The 18,058-nt window shown below is 65.9% G+C and carries 17 protein-coding genes and 2 tRNA genes; 3 read left to right on the forward strand and 16 right to left on the reverse strand.

From position 1 onward, the window contains the following. Positions 1–3 precede the first annotated feature (3 nt). Positions 4–423 carry a DUF3649 domain-containing protein gene (locus LG3211_RS15960; protein WP_222837511.1) on the reverse strand — a complete coding sequence of 140 codons (420 nt, stop codon included), beginning with the start codon at positions 421–423 and terminating at the stop codon, positions 4–6. A gap of 268 nt (positions 424–691) precedes the next feature. Between LG3211_RS15960 and LG3211_RS15965 the strand changes: the two genes are divergently transcribed. Continuing rightward, a complete protein-coding gene (locus LG3211_RS15965) occupies positions 692–1,693 on the forward strand; it encodes a TraB/GumN family protein (RefSeq protein WP_057943700.1) in 1,002 nt (333 codons plus the stop codon). A gap of 135 nt (positions 1,694–1,828) precedes the next feature. Here the strand turns inward: LG3211_RS15965 and LG3211_RS15970 are convergent, their stop codons facing one another. The 12 genes from LG3211_RS15970 to thrS all read right to left on the reverse strand — a co-directional run bounded on the left by LG3211_RS15970 (position 1,829) and on the right by thrS (position 11,421). Next, entirely contained in the window at positions 1,829–2,035 is a 207-nt protein-coding gene (locus LG3211_RS15970) for a hypothetical protein (RefSeq protein WP_148648951.1), read from the reverse strand. Between the two features lie 191 nt (positions 2,036–2,226). Further along, positions 2,227–2,303 (reverse strand) — tRNA-Pro (locus LG3211_RS15975). Positions 2,304–2,431: 128 nt separating this feature from the next. Continuing rightward, positions 2,432–2,788 carry a MerR family transcriptional regulator gene (locus LG3211_RS15980; protein ID WP_057943702.1) on the reverse strand — a complete coding sequence of 119 codons (357 nt, stop codon included), beginning with the start codon at positions 2,786–2,788 and terminating at the stop codon, positions 2,432–2,434. Then, positions 2,769–3,083: an integration host factor subunit alpha gene (locus LG3211_RS15985; RefSeq protein ID WP_036101930.1), complete on the reverse strand. Its 315-nt coding sequence runs from the start codon at positions 3,081–3,083 to the stop codon at positions 2,769–2,771. Before LG3211_RS15985 ends, LG3211_RS15980 begins: the two co-directional genes overlap by 20 nt. A gap of 51 nt (positions 3,084–3,134) precedes the next feature. Continuing rightward, complete coding sequence (gene pheT, locus LG3211_RS15990) at positions 3,135–5,543, reverse strand: phenylalanine--tRNA ligase subunit beta (protein ID WP_057943703.1); 2,409 nt, start codon at positions 5,541–5,543, stop codon at positions 3,135–3,137. Between the two features lie 133 nt (positions 5,544–5,676). Beyond that, entirely contained in the window at positions 5,677–6,687 is a 1,011-nt protein-coding gene (gene pheS, locus LG3211_RS15995) for a phenylalanine--tRNA ligase subunit alpha (RefSeq protein WP_057943704.1), read from the reverse strand. 111 nt (positions 6,688–6,798) lie between these two features. Next, the gene (locus LG3211_RS16000) at positions 6,799–7,071 is read right to left on the reverse strand and encodes a hypothetical protein (protein WP_148648952.1); all 273 of its coding nucleotides are present in this window, start codon (positions 7,069–7,071) and stop codon (positions 6,799–6,801) included. Positions 7,072–7,222: 151 nt separating this feature from the next. Further along, positions 7,223–7,582, reverse strand: coding sequence for a 50S ribosomal protein L20 (rplT, locus tag LG3211_RS16005; RefSeq protein WP_057943706.1), 360 nt, complete (start codon positions 7,580–7,582; stop codon positions 7,223–7,225). 12 nt (positions 7,583–7,594) lie between these two features. Beyond that, positions 7,595–7,792: a 50S ribosomal protein L35 gene (gene rpmI, locus LG3211_RS16010; RefSeq protein WP_027083463.1), complete on the reverse strand. Its 198-nt coding sequence runs from the start codon at positions 7,790–7,792 to the stop codon at positions 7,595–7,597. Between the two features lie 210 nt (positions 7,793–8,002). Beyond that, on the reverse strand, positions 8,003–8,764 hold the full coding sequence (locus tag LG3211_RS16015; protein ID WP_148648953.1) for a hypothetical protein: 762 nt from the start codon (positions 8,762–8,764) through the stop codon (positions 8,003–8,005). Positions 8,765–8,921: 157 nt separating this feature from the next. Beyond that, complete coding sequence (gene infC, locus LG3211_RS16020; protein ID WP_215057042.1) at positions 8,922–9,446, reverse strand: translation initiation factor IF-3; 525 nt, start codon at positions 9,444–9,446, stop codon at positions 8,922–8,924. 73 nt (positions 9,447–9,519) lie between these two features. Further along, positions 9,520–11,421, reverse strand: a complete 1,902-nt coding sequence (gene thrS, locus LG3211_RS16025; protein WP_057943708.1) for a threonine--tRNA ligase — start codon at positions 11,419–11,421, stop codon at positions 9,520–9,522. Between the two features lie 551 nt (positions 11,422–11,972). On the opposite strand from thrS, the gene LG3211_RS16030 reads away from it, so the two are divergent. Both LG3211_RS16030 and LG3211_RS16035 read left to right on the forward strand, forming a co-directional pair. Then, positions 11,973–13,790, forward strand: coding sequence for an ABCB family ABC transporter ATP-binding protein/permease (locus LG3211_RS16030; RefSeq protein ID WP_057943709.1), 1,818 nt, complete (start codon positions 11,973–11,975; stop codon positions 13,788–13,790). Then, positions 13,787–14,923, forward strand: coding sequence for an MvdC/MvdD family ATP grasp protein (locus tag LG3211_RS16035; RefSeq protein ID WP_057943710.1), 1,137 nt, complete (start codon positions 13,787–13,789; stop codon positions 14,921–14,923). Before LG3211_RS16030 ends, LG3211_RS16035 begins: the two co-directional genes overlap by 4 nt. Positions 14,924–15,066: 143 nt before the next feature. Here LG3211_RS16035 and LG3211_RS26490 read toward each other — a convergent pair whose 3' ends face one another. The 3 genes from LG3211_RS26490 to uvrB form a co-directional block, all read right to left on the reverse strand. Further along, the gene (locus LG3211_RS26490) at positions 15,067–15,234 is read right to left on the reverse strand and encodes a hypothetical protein (protein ID WP_187313031.1); all 168 of its coding nucleotides are present in this window, start codon (positions 15,232–15,234) and stop codon (positions 15,067–15,069) included. 474 nt (positions 15,235–15,708) lie between these two features. After that, positions 15,709–15,783, reverse strand: a tRNA-Val gene (locus tag LG3211_RS16040). 106 nt (positions 15,784–15,889) lie between these two features. Next, positions 15,890–17,920 carry an excinuclease ABC subunit UvrB gene (uvrB, locus tag LG3211_RS16045; protein WP_057943711.1) on the reverse strand — a complete coding sequence of 677 codons (2,031 nt, stop codon included), beginning with the start codon at positions 17,918–17,920 and terminating at the stop codon, positions 15,890–15,892. Between the last annotated feature and the right edge of the window lie 138 nt (positions 17,921–18,058).

Below are 18,058 nucleotides of genomic sequence, written 5' to 3' on the forward strand. Positions count from 1 at the left end.
TCCTTACGGCCGGGCCGCGGCTTCGGGGAACAACGCCGCGATGCCGTACATCGCCGCCGCCCACAGTGTCAGCACCCAGCATGCGCGCCAGGCGCTGCGCGCGGCGAAGGCGTACATCGCCGCTGCGCACCAAACGAAGAAGCAGAGCAAACTTGCCGCAACCACCCTGTCGCTGCGCGCGAACGGCAACACCAAAGTGCCGAACGCGGTGAATCCATACGCGACCAGATAACCGATCACGCTCGCGGCGATCGCCCGCACCGCGACCGCGCCGCGATAACGCCAGGACAGCTTCGCCCGCGGTTTGCGCGCCGGCGCGCCGGCGGCGGCCGACGACGCGCTCGCGTGCGTTCGTTGCGAAACATGCGCGCGCGCGCCGTGAGGCGCAGGCGCGGCAGCCGGATTGGCGAGAGTGTCGGTCATGCGGTATCGGTAGCGAAGGACGGCCGAGCCGGGCGGCATCCTGCCGGGCCGGCGGGCGCTCGCGCAGGCGGGCCAGCGGGCAGTCTAATTGGCAATAGTTCTCATTTGCAAACCTCGCCGTATCGCATTCGTGATCGAATCGATGCCGCAAAGCCGCCTTGCCGCAGCGGTCGGGTTACATACCAGTACACAGTTGCCGCCACCGACCGGCTACGATCCGGCTTCCGCCCAGCCCCGGCTTGCCCGCCTTCCCCCAGGAGCGCCACGGATGCGTCGTGCCTTCATCGCCCTCTTCCTGACCGGCCTGCTGCCCGGCGCCGCGATCGCGCAGACCGCGCCGTCCCCGCCCGCCGGCGCCATCCGTGACATGGACACCCTGGTGGTCACCGGCGAACAACCCGGCCCGGGCATGTGGAAGGTCATGCGCGGCGGCCACGTGCTGTGGATTCTGGGAACCCTCAGCCCGCTGCCGAAGGACATGACCTGGCTGTCGCGCACTGTCGAAGCGACCATCGCCGAATCGCAGGAAGTCATCGCCCCGCCCTCGGTCAGCTTCGGCACCGAGCTGGGCGTGTTCCGCACCATGATGCTGATCCCGACCGCGCTGAAGGCGCGCAAGAATCCCGACGGCAAGACCCTGCAGGAAGTCGTGCCGGCCGACCTGTACGCGCGCTGGTCCACGCTGAAGGCGCGTTACATCGGCAGCGACGGCGGGGTGGAGAAATGGCGGCCGATCTTCGCCGCGCAGGAACTCTACGAGGCGGCGATCAAGCAATCGGGCATGAGCCTGAAGGGCGTGGTCCAGCCGGTGGTCGAGAAGGCCGCCAAGCAGCACGACGTGCCGATCACCGAGGCGCGGGTGACGTTGAAGATCGACGATCCGAAGGCGACGCTGAAGGAGTTTTCCGCCAGCGCGCTGGACGATCGCGAATGTTTCTCCAAGACCATGGCGCGCATCGAAGGCGACCTGGAATCGATGCGCGCGCGCGGCAACGCCTGGGCGATCGGCGACATCGCCACCTTGCGCACGCTGCCGCAGGGCGATCAGTACCGCACCTGCCTGGACGCGCTGGCCGAGACCGGCGTGGCCAAGCGCCTCAACCTGGGCGACCTGCGCCAGCGCGTGACCGCGCAATGGCTGGAACGCGCGCAGGCGGCGATCGCGAAGAACAACAGCAGCTTCGCGACGCTGCCGGTATCGGACCTGCTGGAGAGCGGCGGCCTGCTCGATAAGCTGCGCGATGCGGGGTATACGGTCGAGGATCCGTAGAGGCAGATGTAGGCGACGATTTTTCTCGCTCACCGCCGATCCCGGCCAAGCGCGGATCAATCCACGAAAACGGCCTGCCGATAGCGATGGGCCGTTCGCAGGCCCGATGCATCGCGGGCGCAGACCACTGTGAAATCAGGCGGCGATGCGGGGCGAGGCGGCTACCGGCCTGGCGTCGCCGCGGCCGAACAGCTCGTAGATCCGCCGCAACAGCGCCGGCGTGTCGTCGAAGACCTCGTGATGCAGGCGCAGGCCCGCGTCCTCGCGCGTCCAGAACTTGAGCACCCAGCCGTTGTCGGTGCGCTCGAACTCGCCGGTCTTTTCCAAAGGGGTCGGGGTCATGGGCTTCCTCGCAGTGCCGGCATCCTGCCCTGCCGGTTCGGGTATGGCGCGACGGCCTGAGGCCATTGTCGCCGCCCACGCTCGCACAGCCTGCGATTGCGCCGCGCTGCGGGGCGCGGCCCGCAAAACCTGATGCGCAAAAACACGAAACCCCGGCTTTCGCCAGGGTTTGCGCGTTGCATCTCGAATAATGGTCGGGACGGCCGGATTTGAACCGACGACCCTCTGCCCCCCAGGCAGATGCGCTACCAGGCTGCGCTACGCCCCGACGTGTATTGCGATGTCCGCTCGCTGCGAGCGGGCGGCAAGTATAGCCGCTTGTTGCGGGAATCGGGAATGGAGAATCGGGAATCGGGAAAAACAACGATGCTCGCGCCGGTTCCCCATTCCCGCGCCTCAGCGCCGCAACAGGTGCAGGACTTCTTCCAGCTCCATCCGGACCTGCTTGACGATCTGCGAACTCAGCGCCGATTCGTCCTTGCCGGCCTCGCCTTCCAGGCGCAGGCGCGCGCCGCCGATGGTGTAGCCCTGTTCGTACAGCAGGCCGCGGATCTGCCGCACCATCAGCACCTCATGGCGCTGGTAGTAACGACGGTTGCCGCGGCGCTTGACCGGATTGAGGGTCGGAAACTCGGTTTCCCAGTAGCGCAGCACGTGCGGCTTGACGTCGCACAGCTCGCTGACCTCACCGATGGTGAAGTAGCGCTTGGCCGGGATCGGCGGTAATTCTCGGTTACTGCCCGGATCCAGCATGCTCGCCTCCGCTGTAAGCCTCGACGCGTTCCTTCAGCTTCTGGCCCGGACGGAAGGTCACCACCGTGCGCGCCGAGATCGGTATTTCCTCGCCGGTCTTCGGATTGCGGCCCGGCCGCTGGTTCTTGCGGCGCAGATCGAAATTGCCGAAGCCCGAGAGCTTCACCTGACGGCCCTGCTCCAGCGCTTCGCGCAACGCGTCGAAGAACGCATCGACGAATTCTTTGGCCTCGCGCTTGTTCAGCCCGACTTCGTCGAACAACCGCTCCGCCATTTCCGCTTTGGTAAGTGCCATTTTGTCCTCTGCGCTACACCGGGGCTGGGATCGCGATCGGGCGGTGCGTGTTCAGGCGCGCAATTTTGCGCCGTGTTCCCGCTCCACCGCGGCCGTCACCTCAGCCACCACCGTATCCACATCCCGGTCGGTCAGGGTGCGCGATTCATCCTGCAGAATCAAGCCCATAGCGAGACTCTTGAATCCGGTTTCCACGCCCTTGCCCTGGTAGCGGTCGAACAGCACCAGCTCGCGCAGGCTGGGGCCGGCGGCGGCATGTACTGTGGCCTGAATAGCCGCCCACGGCACCGAATCGGCGACGATGAAGGCGCGATCGCGACGCACGGACGGATACTTGGACTGCGCCCCGGCCTTCGGGATGGCACGCTCGACCAGCGGGCCGAGGTCGAGTTCGAACGCGATCACGTCGCCGTCGTTAATCAGCTTCAGGTCCAGCGCGCGTTGCAGGCGCGGATGCAGCTGGCCGATCCAGCCCAGCCGCTGCTCGCGGCCGCCGTCCACGCGGTAAATGTCCGCCGAACGCCCCGGATGCGCCCAAACCTGTGCCGAGGGGCGGTAGTCCAGGCGAGCGCCCGATGCTGCGGCAAGGCTGTCGAGGTCCCCGCGCAGGTCGTGGAATCCCACTGGCCGGGCGCCCACGCCCCACTGCTCGGCATGGGCCGCGCCGCAGACCGCGGCGGCCACGCGCTGGGTCTCGAGGGGCGAACCATCCGGGTTGTGCCTGAACACGTTGCCCAGCTCGAACAGGCGCACGCGGTCCTGCTGGCGCGAGGCGTTGCGGCCCAGCGCCGCAACCAAGCCCGGCAGCAGCATCGTGCGCATGACGCCGAGCTCGGCGCTGAGCGGATTGGCCAGCGGCACCGCGCCCTCGCCCGCCTGCCACAGCTCTAGCCAGGCGGCATCGACGAAGGCGTAGTTGACCGCTTCCAGATAATCGCGCGCGGCCAGCTGGCGGCGCACGGTCGCGGTATCGACCCGGGTTTCGCTCGGCGCCACCAGGCGCGAGGCGCCGCCGGGCAGCGTGGTCGGGATCGCGTCGTAGCCGTGGATGCGGGCGACTTCCTCGATCAGGTCTTCTTCGATCGCGATATCGAAACGGCGGCTCGGCGGGGTGACGTGCCAGCCGTCGTCGCTGCGCTCCACCGCCAGGCCCAGCGCCTGCAGGATGCGTTCGACCTCGGCATCGGGCACGGTCAGGCCGAGCACCCGCGCCAGGCGCGCGCGGCGCAGCGCGACCGGCTGCGGTTGCGGCAGGTGTTCGGGCAACGCCGCTTCGATCACCGGGCCGGGACGGCCGCCGGCGATGTCGAGGATCAGGCGCGTGGCGTATTCGATGGCGATGCGCGGCAGCTCCGGATCGACGCCGCGCTCGAAGCGATGGCCGGCGTCGGTGTGCAGGCCGAGCTTGCGGCCGCGGCCGATGATCGCCGCCGGCGCGAAATGCGCCGCCTCCAGAAACACGTTGCGCGTGGCGTCGGTGACGCGGCTGTCGAAGCCGCCCATGATCCCGCCGAGCGCGATCACCCGCTGCGCGTCGCCGCGGCCGTCGGTGATCGCCAGGAACTGCTCGTCCAGGGTCACGTCCTGACCGTTGAGCAGCTTGGTGACCTCGCCCGCGCGCGCGTGGCGCACGCCGACCGGGCCGGCCAGCGTGTCGCGATCGAAGGCGTGCATGGGCTGGCCGATATCGAGCATCACGTATTGAGTCACGTCCACCAGCAGCGAGACCGGACGCACGCCGCTGCGGCGCAGGCGTTCGGCCATCCACACCGGGGTCGGCGCGGTCGCATCGACGCCCTCGATCACCCGGCCGCAGTAACGCGGCACGTCGGCGCCGGCGTTGAGTTCGACCTGCATCGTCGCCTCGCTCGCGGCCGGCACCGGGGCGATATCGAGCGCGGCCACGGCGCTGCCGGTGGCGGCGGCGACGTCGAAGGCGATGCCGCGCACGCTGAAGCAGTCGGCGCGGTTCGGGGTCAGCTTGATCTCGATGCTGGCATCGGGCAGGCCGAGGAATTCCGCCAGCGGCGCGCCGACGACGGCGTTGACCGGCAGTTCCAGCAGACCCGAGGCGTCGGCATCGACGCCGAGCTCTTTCGCCGAACACAACATGCCGAAGGATTCCACGCCGCGCAGCTTGGCCGCCTTGATCGCGATGCCGCCGGGCAGCGTGGCGCCGACCGTGGCCAGCGGCGCGACCAGTCCGGCGCGCGCGTTGGGCGCGCCACAGACGATCTGCACCATGCCGGCGCCGGTATCGACCTGGCATACCTGCAGGCGATCGGCCTCGGGGTGTTTTTCCGCGCTGACGATGCGCGCGACGACCACGCCGTCCAGCGCCGCGCCGAGCGCGGTGACCTCTTCGACTTCCAGCCCGATCGCGGTCAGGGTCGCGGCGAGTTGCTCGCGCGTGGCGGCGGTCGGGACGTGTTGACGGAGCCAGTTTTCGGAGAATTTCATTGGAAGGCCGGGAATCGGGAATGGGGAATCGAGAATCGGAAGGCGTTAGGCGAAAGCGGGAAGTGGCGCCGGACCCGTGGAGGCAGCAGAGCCGCTCCTACGATTCCCGATTCCCCATTCCCGATTCCCGCCCTCAAGCAAACTGCCTGAGAAACCTCACATCGTTCTCGAAGAAGCTGCGCAGATCGTCCACGCCGTAGCGCAGCATGGTCAGGCGCTCCACGCCCATGCCGAAGGCGTAGCCGGTGTAGCGCTCCGGATCGATGCCGACGTTGCGCAGCACGTTCGGATGAACCATGCCGCAGCCCAGCACTTCCAGCCAGCGCGTGCTGCCGTCGGGCTGCTGCCAGGCGATGTCCACTTCCGCCGAGGGCTCGGTGAAAGGGAAATAGCTCGGGCGGAAGCGCATTTCGAAATCGCGCTCGAAGAAGGCGCGCACGAATTCGGCCAGCGTGCCCTTGAGATCGGCGAAGCTGGAGTGTTCGTCGATCAGCAGGCCTTCGCACTGGTGGAACATCGGCGTGTGGGTCTGGTCGCTGTCGCTGCGATACACCTTGCCCAGCGCGATCATGCGCAGCGGCGGCTTGTTGTCCAGCATGTAGCGCACTTGCATGCCCGAGGTGTGGGTGCGCAGCAGGCGCGCGACGCCGGCGCTGTCGGGCGCGAAGTAGAAGGTGTCGTGCATCGCCCGCGCCGGATGGTGCGGGGGGAAGTTCAGCGCTTCGAAGTTATGCCAGTCGTCCTCGATCTCCGGGCCGTCGGCGAGTTCGAAGCCCAGGCGGCCGAAGATGTCCGCCATGCGTTCCATCGTCCGGCTGACCGGATGAAGGCCGCCACGCACCCCGTCCAGACCGGGCAGGGTCACGTCGATGGTTTCCGACGCCAGGCGCGCGTCGAGCGCGGCGTTGTCGAGCGCGTGCTTGCGCTCGCCCAGCGCGGTGGTCAGCGCGTCGCGCGCCTTGTTGATCGCCTCGCCGGCGCTCTTGCGTTCTTCCGCCGGCAACGCGCCCAACTGCTTGAGCTGGGCGGTGACGCTGCCGGACTTGCCCAGCAGCGACACGCGCAGCGCTTCGATCGCATCCGACGAAGACGCCGCGGCGATTTCGTCCAGCGCCTGCCGGGTCAATGATTCGATTCCACTCATCGCCTGTCGAACCTCAATGAATTGCGCATCGGCCTCTCGCCGATGCGGTCGCCCCAAAGCCGCGGAGCCATCGTCCGATCCCACCGTTCCGCGACGCGGTCCCGGCACGGATCAATCGTCAAAGCCTTCATCCGAAAAACTCAGCACCACGTCCGCGCCCATCGTTTCCAGCACCTGCCTGACGCTTTCCAGGTGCTCGGGACGAATAGTCGTGATCACCATCGTCTTGCGCGCGCGGATGTCGCGCTCCAACTGCTTGCGCGCCGCCGGCGAGCCGGCGAATCCGCTGCGCAGGCGTTTGGACAATTCCGCGTTCGCGTGGCTGTCCGCGTCGTCCCAGTCGCCGGGATGTTCGTCCCAGCCTTTTATCGTCAAGGTTCCCATCGTCATCCGATCCGTCGCCATCGAGCGAAGTACAAGACAATTTCTGAAACTCTAAAACGACAATGGGGAAGGACTTGCGCCCTTCCCCATGCCGAGGTTCCTCTCTAAAAGTCCGCGCACGGATGCACGGGCTCTCGTGGAGGCATCCGCATTAAGCCGCGAGCGCGCTCTTCGCCTTTTCGGCCAGCGCCGCAAAACCGTTCGCGTCGTGCACGGCGATGTCCGCCAGCACCTTACGGTCGAGGGTGATGCCGGACTTGAGCAGACCGTTCATGAAGCGGCTGTAGCTCAGACCGTTGATGCGGGCCGCCGCGTTGATACGCGTGATCCACAGCGAACGGAAATTGCGCTTCTTCTGCTTACGGCCGATGTAGGCGTACTGCAGAGCCTTCGTGACCGCCTGCTTGGCGACGCGGAAGACCTTGCGGCGGGCGTGATAGTAGCCCTTGGCCTGCTTCAGGATTTTCTTGTGACGGCGACGCGCCGTAACACCACGTTTAACTCGTGCCATTGTTCAGTCTCCTCACAAATACGGAAGCATGCGGTCCAGACGGCCAGCGTCCTCGGCACGAACATGGTTCGTCTGCCGCAGGTTGCGCTTCCGCTTGGTCGCTTTCTTGGTGAGGATGTGGCTCTTGTTGGCGTGACCGCACTTGTACTTGCCGGAAGCAGTCTTCCGGAAGCGCTTGGCCGCCGCCCGATTGGTCTTGATCTTGGGCATTGCGATGTCCTTTCGGAGGTTTATGTCACTGGCCTGGGCGGTGGCACCGGTGCGCTTGCGCGCGGCCACTCTTTCCGTCCTGCCCTTGCCGGCTTGTAAGTCGTTGATCTAAAACAGATCTACAACAGGTCCGTGATGCAACGTACTGCAAACCCGGAGAACCGGGCCGCACATTATGCGCAGCTTGGCAACCCGATGCAAATCAGCGGTTTAGAATCCCGCCGGAGACTCGACCGGAGTCGGGGTCAGGACCGCCGGCTGCGCGGGCGCCGGCGCGGCCGGGGCGCCGAACAGACCGGTGTCGATGGCATCGCCCAACCGGGCCAGCGCCTGAGCCACGACCGCCGAGACCGTGCGGTTCCAAAGCGCGCGCTCGTCGTCCCGGGCTTTCTTGCCCGGCGGCATTACCAGTCCCTGGCCGCTGCCGGTGGCCTCGTAAGCGGCGATCGCTCGGGCATGGAAGGGCCGGCCGTCGATACGAAGGTTGATCACCACGATGATCGGCGCCTTGCGCGAACCGATCTCGGACATCCGGTAGCTGCCGAGCGTGTCGTCGTCGGCGCAGCCGGTCTTGTCCTGGTCGTTGAGCTTGTCGGCGAGATATCCGGTGACCAGGCGCCCCTGCATAGCGCGATAACCGGCGGCGGTGTTGAGGTGGACGACGAAGTCCGCCAGTTCCACCGAACGCCCCGCCAGCTTGTCCGCGAAGCGCTCGACCAGTGCCGACCGGACGACCGAGGCCGGCTCGGGCGCGATGTCCTGACCGCCGATGCGTATCGCGTAGAAGGAACACTTGGTGATGAACTTCGATTCGAACGCCGACTCAAGTTGCACGGGCCGGCGGCGGTCGCTGAAAGAGAACGACGCAACCCCGGCCAGCACCGGACGGTCGAGTTCGGTCGGATAACGCGCGGCGGTCAGCGCGAACATGGCGATGGAGGCCACAATCCAGGATGTCCAACGACGTGGCATGCCCAATTCCTTATGAAACCCGGGCCGCGGTTGCGCGCGCCACTAAAAACAAGGGGCGCGAACGCCGCTCTCCCCACCTGCCCAACGAAAGAAGCCGCAAGCGCGACCCTTTCGTCTCGCAAAAAACAAGGGCCGCGAACGCGGCCCTTGCGGTAACTCAGATCTTCTTCTTCGGCGCGATCATCATGACCATCTGCCGCCCTTCCAGGCGCGGACGCGATTCGACCACGATGTCGTCGCCGAGATCGGCCTCGATCCGGGCCGCCATTTCGCGACCGAGTTCCTGATGGCTCATCTCGCGGCCACGGAAGCGGATGTTGACCTTGACCTTGTCGCCCTCTTCCAGAAAACGGCGCATGTTGCGCAGCTTGATCTGGTAGTCGCCTTCATCGGTGACCGGGCGGAACTTGAGTTCCTTGATCTCGACCTGCTTCTGCTTCTTCTTGGCCTCGTTGGCCTTCTTCTGCTGCTCGAAGCGAAACTTGCCGAAGTCCATGATCTTGCAGACCGGCGGATCGGCATTCGGCTGGATTTCGACCAGATCCAGGGCTTCGTCCTCGGCCATGCGCAGCGCTTCGTCGCGCGTGAGCACGCCGATCATCTCGCCATCGCTGCCGATCACGCGCACTCGCGGTACGCGGATTTCCTGGTTCTTTCGATTCGGCTTCTCGGGGGTACTGATTGTTGGATCTCCAAAGTGATTCAGGCCGTCCCGGACTGGCACCGGGACGGGATCTGTTGCTGGCTGCGCGCGGTTAGCAGGCCGACTCGCCGTTCAAACGCGAGGCGAACTCGGCGACGGTCATCGTCCCCAGGTCTTCCCCAGCCCGCGTGCGCACCGCAATCATGCCATTTTCCTTCTCGCGGTCTCCGGCCACAAGCAGGTACGGCACGCGCTGCAGCGTGTGCTCGCGAATCTTATAGCCGATTTTTTCGTTCCGCAAATCGGCCTCAACCCGGAACCCTTGATTTGCAAGGAGTTTCCGGACGTCGGCCACATAATCGGCCTGGGCGTCGGTGATGTTCATGACCGTGGCCTGGACCGGGGCCAGCCAGGCCGGGAACTGGCCGGCGTGGTGTTCGATCAGGATTCCGATGAAACGCTCCATCGAGCCGACGATGGCCCGGTGCAGCATGACCGGCGTCCGCCGCTGGCTGTGTTCGTCCACGTATTCCGCGCCCAGACGGCCCGGCATCATGAAATCGACCTGCATCGTGCCCAGCTGCCAGGTCCGGCCGATCGCGTCCTTGAGGTGGTATTCGATCTTCGGGCCGTAGAAGGCGCCCTCGCCCGGCAGCTCCTGCCATTCTACCCCGCAGGCCGACAGGGCGCTGCGCAGGGCGGTTTCGGCCTTGTCCCAGGTGGCGTCGTCGCCCAGGCGCGAGTCCGGCCGCAGGGCGATCTTGATCTGGATCTCTTCGAAGCCGAAGTGCTGGTAGACCGCCAGCGCCTGCTGGTGGAACGCGGTCACTTCGGCCTCGATCTGGTCTTCCAGGCAGAAGATGTGCCCGTCGTCCTGGGTGAAGCCGCGCACGCGCAGGATGCCGTGCAGCGCGCCGGAGGGCTCGTTGCGATGGCAGGCGCCGAATTCGCCGTAGCGGATCGGCAGGTCGCGGTAGCTGTGCAGGCCCTGGTTGAACACCTGGACGTGGCCCGGGCAGTTCATCGGCTTGATCGCGTAGGTGCGCTTCTCCGACTCGGTGAAGAACATGTTCTCCTTGTAGTTGTCCCAGTGGCCGGACTTCTGCCACAGCGACACGTCGAGGATCTGCGGGCAGCGCACTTCGCCGTAGCCGCTGTCGCGATAGACCTTGCGCATGTACTGCTCGACCACCTGCCACACCGACCAGCCCTTGGGATGCCAGAACACCAGGCCCGGGGCTTCTTCCTGCAGGTGGAACAGGTCCTGCTGCTTGCCGATCTTGCGGTGGTCGCGCTTCTCGGCCTCTTCCACGCGCTGGATGTAGGCGGCCAGTTGCTTCTTGTCGGCCCAGGCGGTGCCGTAGATGCGCTGCAGCTGTTCGTTCTTGGAATCGCCGCGCCAGTACGCGCCGGAGATGCGCGTGAGCTTGAAGGCCTTGAGAAAGCGCGTATTGGGCACGTGTGGGCCGCGGCACATGTCCACGTATTCCTCGTGGTAGTACAGGCCCATGGCCTTTTCTTCCGGCATGTCCTCGACCAGGCGCAGCTTGTAGTCCTCGCCGCGCGAGGCGAACACTTCGATGACTTCCGCGCGCGGGGTGACCTTCTTGATCACGTCGTAGTCTTTGTCGATCAGCTGGACCATGCGCGCTTCGATCGCGGCCAGATCCTCCGGCGTGAACGGGCGTTCGTACCAGATGTCGTAGTAGAAGCCTTCGTCGATGACCGGGCCGATCACCATCTTCGCGGTCGGGTACAGCTGCTTGACCGCGTGGCCGACCAGGTGGGCGCAGGAGTGGCGGATGATCTCGACGCCCTCGGGGTCCTTGGGCGTGATGATGCGCAGCTTGGCGTCGTGGTCGATGCGGTCGCTGGCATCGACCAGCTTGCCATCGACTTCGCCGGCGACGGTGGCCTTGGCCAGGCCGGCGCCGATCGAGGCGGCGACGTCCATGACGGATACGGGTTGTTCGAATTCGCGGCGGCTGCCGTCGGGGAGCGTAATGGCGATCATGGCGGGGTCTTCGTAGGCGGAAACGTTGCGGTGAGCGGCCGCGCCGGCCGGCGGCGACCTTGCGGGGTCGGACCTGCGGCGGCGGCGGGAAACCGGGATTCGGTGCGGCGTTACGGATCGAACGGACGCGCTGGCGCGGTGAACCTCAGCCGGACATCGCCGGGCCATCGGCGGCAAGAAAAAAGCGCCACGAGGGCGCCTGCGCTTGCGGGAGCCTCGGGCGATTCAGCGATGGGCGCAGGTAGTGTCCATGTCGCACGCTCGGCCGGCGGGTTCGCGGGCCACCTCGGGTTCGATCGCGGCGGAATGCGGCGATCCGATTCGCTCATATTTGGGTACGCCGCCGGGCAAGTCAACCGCCGTCACAGCGCCTTGCATCGACAATGCCGCCAAGATAGGCAAGCCGCGGGGCTTGGAGTACCGTGGAACGCGACAAGGACGGCCTCCGCAACGGGGACGCGAAGGAAGCGCGAAGGGCACCGGCGACGCCGGTAGCAGCCCGTTCGGCGACCGGCGCGACGGGCCGGCCGCCAACCTCTCTCGGGCCCTCGATGAGCGCCACTGCGAACGCCTCCAACGCCGGCACGATCGCGATTTTCCGCCGCCTGCTGCCCACGGTGTGGTTCTACCGCTGGCGGGTGCTGCTCGGCCTGAGCCTGCTGGTGGGCACCAAACTGGCGACGATCGGGGTGCCGCTGCTGCTCAAGCAACTGATCGACACGCTCGATCACAAACCCACCCCGCTGACCGTCCCCGCCCTGCTGCTGATGGCTTACGGCGCGTTGCGCTTGTCTACCTCGGTGCTCCAGGAATTGCGCGGCATCGTGTTCGCGCGGGTGCTGGCGCGGACCTCGCGCGAGATCACTCTGCGGGTATTTTCGCATCTGCACGCGCTGAGCCTGCGGTTCCACCTCGACCGCCGCACCGGCGGCATCACCCGCGATCTCGAACGCGGCATGTCGTCGATCTCGGAACTGCTCGACACCATGCTGTACCTGGTGCTGCCCACGGTACTGGAAGTGGTGCTGATCTCGGCGATCCTGATCGGGCGCTACGACACCAGCTTCGCCGTGATCACCCTGGGCACCCTGGTGGCCTACGTCGCCTTCACCGTGCACATGACCGAATGGCGGTTGCGCTACTACCGGGCCATGAACGAGGCCAACACCGAGGCCAACGCCAATTCGGTCGATTCGCTGCTGAACTACGAAACCGTCAAATACTTCAACAACGAGCGCTACGAAGCGCAGCGCTTCGACAGCAGCCTGCGCGAACTCGAGGAAGCCGCGGTCAAGAGCCTGAAGACGCTGTCGCTGCTCGGCATCGGCCAGGCGGCGATCGTCGCCATCGGCCTGACCCTGCTGGTGTGGCGCGCGACCGAAGGCGTCATCGCCGGGCGCATGACCCTGGGCGATCTGGTGCTGGTCAACGCCTTCCTGATCCAGCTCGCCGCGCCGCTGAGCTATCTGGGCATGATCTACCGCGAGACCAAGCAGACCCTGTCGAATCTGGAACGCATGTTCGTGCTGCTCGACGAGCCGATCGAAGTGCGCGACCCCGTGCCCGCGCCGGAGCTGGTGATACGCGGCGGCGAGGTGAAATTCGAGCGGGTCTGGTTCTCCTACGACGGCAAGCGGCAAGTGCTGCGCGATGTCGATTTCGTCATCGCGCCGGGCAAGACCCTGGCCGTGGTCGGCACCACCGGGGCCGGCAAATCGACCCTGGCGCGGCTGCTGTACCGCTACTACGACGTCGATGCCGGGCGGGTGTCGATCGACGGCCAGGATCTGCGCGAGGTCGGCCAGGATTCGCTGCGCACCCAGATCGGGGTGGTACCGCAGGACACGGTGCTGTTCAACGATTCGCTGTACTACAACATCGCCTACGGCCGCCCCAGCGCCAGCCGCGAGGAGGTGGTCGCCGTGGCCCGGGCCGCGCATGTGCACGACTTCATCGAAAGCTTGCCGCAGGGCTACGACACCAACGTCGGCGAGCGCGGGCTCAAGCTGTCGGGCGGCGAAAAACAACGGATCGCCATCGCCCGCACCCTGCTTAAAGACCCGGCGATCCTGATCTTCGACGAAGCCACCTCGGCGCTGGACACGCAAACCGAGAGCGGCATCCAGCTGGAACTGCGCAATGCCGCGCGCGGCCACACCACTCTGGTCATCGCACATCGCTTGTCCACGGTGATCGATGCCGACGAAATCCTCGTGCTCGATCACGGCCGCATCGTCGAGCGTGGCACCCACACCGCTCTGCTGGCCGCGCGCGGCCGCTACGCGATGCTGTGGACGATGCAGCAGCGCCAGGACGATACCCCCGCTCCGCAGTCCCACCCGAACCGCAGCGAAAAAGGACAACCATGACGACATTGATAGTCGCCGACCCGTGGGACCAGCACGCTCAGGCCGTGGCCTGGGCGCTGGACGTCGAGGGCGAGCCGGTCCATATCTGGTACACGCACGATTTTCCGCAGAAGCACCACGTGAGCTTGCGCATCGGCGGCGACTCGCCGCTCAGCGCGGCCGCGCCCGGGATTTCGCTGTACTGCACCCAGCATCGTCACGACTTTCAGGCCCAGGACATCGAGACGGTGTGGCTGCGGCGCTGGTATCAACCGGCCGCCTCGTCCGATCTGCACCCGGCCGACACGCGTTTTTCGCAGGTGGAATCCAACGAGTTCGTGCGCTCGGCGATCAATCTGCTCGACGAGCGTCCGCGCTTCTGGGTCAATTCGGTGCAGGCCAAATCGCGCGCCGACCGCAAAGTCGTGCAGCTGATGAACGCCGCCGCGGTCGGCCTGAAGACTCCGCTGAGCCTGTTTTCCAACGATCCCGAACAGATCCGGGGATTCTTCCGCGAGCACGGCGGCAAGGTCGTCTACAAGCCGATCACCGGCGCGGCCTGGGTCGGGGAAGAAACCTCGCACGCCACCTTCACCTCGATCCTCAACGAAGAGCTGCTGCGCAACGACGGCTCGCTGTCGAACGCACCGGGCATCTACCAGACCCTGCTCGACAAGCGCTACGAATTGCGGGTCACGGTGATGGGCCGCACGGTGGTGGCGGCCAAGATCAAATCGCAGCGCGACGGCAATTATCTGACCGACTGGCGCGCCAACGATTTCGACGAAAACATGGGCTGCGAGCGCTACGCCATGCCGGCCGAGGTCGAGGCGCGGTGCCTGGCGCTGATGGAGCGGCTGGGGCTGGTGTTCGGCTGCATCGATATCGTCGTCACCACCGCCGGCGACTACGTGTTTCTCGAAGTCAACGAGATGGGCCAGTTCCTTTGGCTGGAAGGCATCAATCCCGATCTGCAGCTGCTCGACTGCTTCGTCCGCTTCCTGCGCAGCCGCGATCCGCGCTTCGTCTACGACTGGCGCGCGCCGGCGTACCGCTATCGCGAATACTGGGAAACCACCCAGGCCGACGGCGGCAACCTGCCCAACCCAAGCCGCCACGTGGCCCTGCCGCGCACGTTCGAGATGCGCGAGTGAGTGCGCGCCGGTCCAGACACCTGTCCGGACCGGCCGTCGGCGCGCGTCGGCGATGTCCGCCGCGAACAGGATCCGGCGCATACAAAAGGGCCAGAGGTGAAGCCACCTCTGGCCCGATCATCTGGCAAACCGAATCGATCGGCTTACGGGATCTGGTCGCCGTTGTCGGCGAAATCGATCTCGTTCGTCGGCGCCGTGCGGCGGACCGTCGACGCGGTGGCGAACGTGGCGCTGTTGCCGGGAACGTCCAATACCGGGGTTTCGACAGCGACCTTGCGACCGATCAGTCGGGTCTCTTCAACCTGGGACATTGCCTACTCCTTAGCATGTTGCGGCGGATTACCGCAGCCCGAGAATAGGTGCCTCCAGACACAGGCATCAAGGCGATTTTCGGCATGTTATGCGGCTATTTCGGCACCGAAAATACGTAATTCCAGGCAAATCAAACACAAACCGCCATTTCGGGTAAAGCCAGCCAAGCCAAAGTCGGCAATCTGGCCTATTTTTACCCCCGAAATTCTGATAATGGCATCGCAGATACCGATGCCCGGATGCGTATCCGGCGGCGAGGCGCGACTCGCGTGCCGCCATCGGCGGCGAGGGGCCTGGATCGGCGAACGCGCAGGGGGCGCCCCGCCGATATCGCTCCCGATCAGCGTCAGGGATGCTGGGGGCCGCGCGGAGCCGGGAGATGCGAACGAGGGCGGCCGGTCGCCGCCGCCGCAATGCGATCCCGCAAAAGCAAACGGCGCGACCTATAAGGCCACGCCGTTTGACCACTTATGTGGTGGGCGGTACAGGGTTCGAACCTGTGACCCCTACCATGTCAAGGTAGTGCTCTACCGCTGAGCTAACCGCCCGTCGCCGACTTGTTTCAACTTCCCGGCGAAGGGCGCGCAGTGTAGCCCACGCGACGGCGGCCTACAAGCCTTTTCCCGCCGCCGGCGCCGCGGCCGCGGACCGCCCTCAGGCGCCGAAGCCGGCGTCCTTGAGCTTGCGCAGCTGATCGCGCGTCGCCGCGGCCTGCTCGAACTCCAGATCGCGCGCGTGCTGGTACATCTGCTGCTCCAGCTGCTTGATCTTGGCCGCGAACTGGGACGGGCTGAGCGCGGCGTATTCGGCCGTTTCCTCGGCCGCCTTGCGGGCCCTGCCGCGCGCCTTGAGCGCCTCGGGATCGACCCGCGCGCCCTCCATGATGTCGGTCACCGCCTTGTCCACCGACTTCGGCGTGATGCCGTGCTCCTGGTTGTAGTCGACCTGCTTCTGCCGGCGGCGGTCGGTTTCCTCGATCGCGCGCTGCATCGAGTTGGTGATGCGGTCGGCGTAGAGGATCGCCTTGCCGCGCAGATTGCGCGCGGCGCGGCCGATGGTCTGGATCAGCGAACCGGTCGAACGCAGGAAACCTTCCTTGTCCGCGTCGAGGATCGCCACCAGCGACACCTCGGGCATGTCCAGGCCTTCGCGCAACAGGTTGATGCCGACCAGCACGTCGAACTTGCCCAGGCGCAGATCGCGGATGATTTCCACGCGCTCCACGGTCTCGATGTCGGAGTGCAGGTAACGCACCTTGACCCCATGCTCGCCCAGGTACTCGGTCAGGTTCTCGGACATGCGCTTGGTCAGGGTAGTGATCAGCACGCGATCGCCCATCGCCACGCGCTCACGGATTTCGCCGAGCACATCGTCCACCTGGGTGCCGACCGGGCGGATCTCGACCACCGGATCGATCAGGCCGGTGGGCCGCACCAGCAGTTCGGTGATCTGCCCTTCCGACTTGCGCAGCTCATACGGCCCGGGCGTGGCCGATACGTAGATCGCGCGCGGCGAGCGCCCTTCCCACTCCTCGAACCGCAGCGGCCGGTTGTCCAGCGCCGAGGGCATGCGGAAACCGAATTCGACCAGGGTTTCCTTGCGCGAGCGGTCGCCTTTGTACATCGCGCCGATCTGCGGGATGGTGACGTGCGATTCATCGACCACCAGCAGCGCATCGGGCGGCAGGTAGTCGAACAGGCACGGCGGCGGCTCGCCGGGCATGTGCCCGCTCAGATGCCGCGAGTAGTTTTCGATGCCGTTGCAGAAGCCGACCTCGGCCAGCATTTCCAGGTCGAACTGGGTGCGCTGGGCCAGGCGCTGCGCCTCGACCAGCTTGTTGTTGGCGTACAGGTATTCCAGGCGCTCGCGCAGCTCTTCCTTGATCGTCTCGATCGCATCGAGCACGGTGCGGCGGGTGGTGACGTAGTGCGAGCCGGGGTAGATCGTGTAACGCGGCACTTTTTCCAGGGTTTCGCCGGTCAGCGGATCGAAGATGGTCAGGTTCTCGATCTCGCCGTCGAACAGCTCGATCCGCAGCGCCTGGGCGTCGCTTTCGGCCGGGTGCACGTCGATGACCTCGCCGCGCACCCGGTAGGTGGCGCGGCGCAGCTCGGTGTCGTTGCGGTCGTACTGCATTTCGGTGAGGCGGCGGATCAACTCGCGCTGATCGATGCGCTCGCCGCGCACCATGTGCAGGACCATGCGGAAGTATTCGTTCGGATCGCCCAGGCCGTAGATCGCCGAGACGGTGCACACGATCAGGGCATCACGCCGCTCCAGCAGGGCCTTGGTCGCCGACAGCCGCATCTGCTCGATGTGCTCGTTGACCGAGCTGTCCTTCTCGATGAAGGTGTCGCTCGACGGCACATAGGCCTCGGGCTGGTAGTAGTCGTAGTAGCTGACGAAATACTCGACCGCGTTATGCGGGAAGAACGCCTTGAACTCGCCGTACAGCTGCGCCGCCAGGGTCTTGTTCGGCGCCATCACCAGGGTCGGCTTCTGCACCGCCTGGACCACGTTGGCGATGGTGTAGGTCTTGCCCGAGCCGGTCACGCCGAGCAGGGTCTGCTGCGCCAAACCGCTCTCGAAGCCCTGCACCAGCTTTTCGATCGCCTGCGGCTGGTCGCCGGCCGGCGAATACGGCGAGATCAATTGGAAACCGGAGGACTGGGGGGTGTCGTCCATCGTGCTGCCCGCGATTGAGCTAATCGGGCAGTTTAGCTAATGCCGTCTCATCGGGTGAGAATGAATGCCGGCGGGCCAGGCCAATGCCCCGCTGGCAAGAAAAAAGCCCACCCGGGACGGTGCCTGGGCGGGCTTATC

This window comes from Lysobacter gummosus (genome assembly GCF_001442805.1).
GTDB lineage: Bacteria > Pseudomonadota > Gammaproteobacteria > Xanthomonadales > Xanthomonadaceae > Lysobacter > Lysobacter gummosus.

Coding starts and splice junctions, on each gene's coding strand:
- LG3211_RS16000 (WP_148648952.1), bottom strand. CDS start 7,071: ATGGGAACCTTGACGATAAAAGGCTGGGACGAACATCCCGGCGACTGG.
- LG3211_RS16015 (WP_148648953.1), bottom strand. CDS start 8,764: ATGCCACGTCGTTGGACATCCTGGATTGTGGCCTCCATCGCCATGTTC.
- pheS (WP_057943704.1), bottom strand. CDS start 6,687: ATGAGTGGAATCGAATCATTGACCCGGCAGGCGCTGGACGAAATCGCC.
- thrS (WP_057943708.1), bottom strand. CDS start 11,421: ATGATCGCCATTACGCTCCCCGACGGCAGCCGCCGCGAATTCGAACAA.
- uvrB (WP_057943711.1), bottom strand. CDS start 17,920: ATGGACGACACCCCCCAGTCCTCCGGTTTCCAATTGATCTCGCCGTAT.
- LG3211_RS26490 (WP_187313031.1), bottom strand. CDS start 15,234: ATGTCCCAGGTTGAAGAGACCCGACTGATCGGTCGCAAGGTCGCTGTC.
- LG3211_RS15965 (WP_057943700.1), top strand. CDS start 692: ATGCGTCGTGCCTTCATCGCCCTCTTCCTGACCGGCCTGCTGCCCGGC.
- LG3211_RS16030 (WP_057943709.1), top strand. CDS start 11,973: ATGAGCGCCACTGCGAACGCCTCCAACGCCGGCACGATCGCGATTTTC.
- LG3211_RS15960 (WP_222837511.1), bottom strand. CDS start 423: ATGACCGACACTCTCGCCAATCCGGCTGCCGCGCCTGCGCCTCACGGC.
- rpmI (WP_027083463.1), bottom strand. CDS start 7,792: ATGCCCAAGATCAAGACCAATCGGGCGGCGGCCAAGCGCTTCCGGAAG.
- LG3211_RS15980 (WP_057943702.1), bottom strand. CDS start 2,788: ATGCTGGATCCGGGCAGTAACCGAGAATTACCGCCGATCCCGGCCAAG.
- LG3211_RS15970 (WP_148648951.1), bottom strand. CDS start 2,035: ATGACCCCGACCCCTTTGGAAAAGACCGGCGAGTTCGAGCGCACCGAC.
- pheT (WP_057943703.1), bottom strand. CDS start 5,543: ATGAAATTCTCCGAAAACTGGCTCCGTCAACACGTCCCGACCGCCGCC.
- LG3211_RS16035 (WP_057943710.1), top strand. CDS start 13,787: ATGACGACATTGATAGTCGCCGACCCGTGGGACCAGCACGCTCAGGCC.
- rplT (WP_057943706.1), bottom strand. CDS start 7,582: ATGGCACGAGTTAAACGTGGTGTTACGGCGCGTCGCCGTCACAAGAAA.
- LG3211_RS15985 (WP_036101930.1), bottom strand. CDS start 3,083: ATGGCACTTACCAAAGCGGAAATGGCGGAGCGGTTGTTCGACGAAGTC.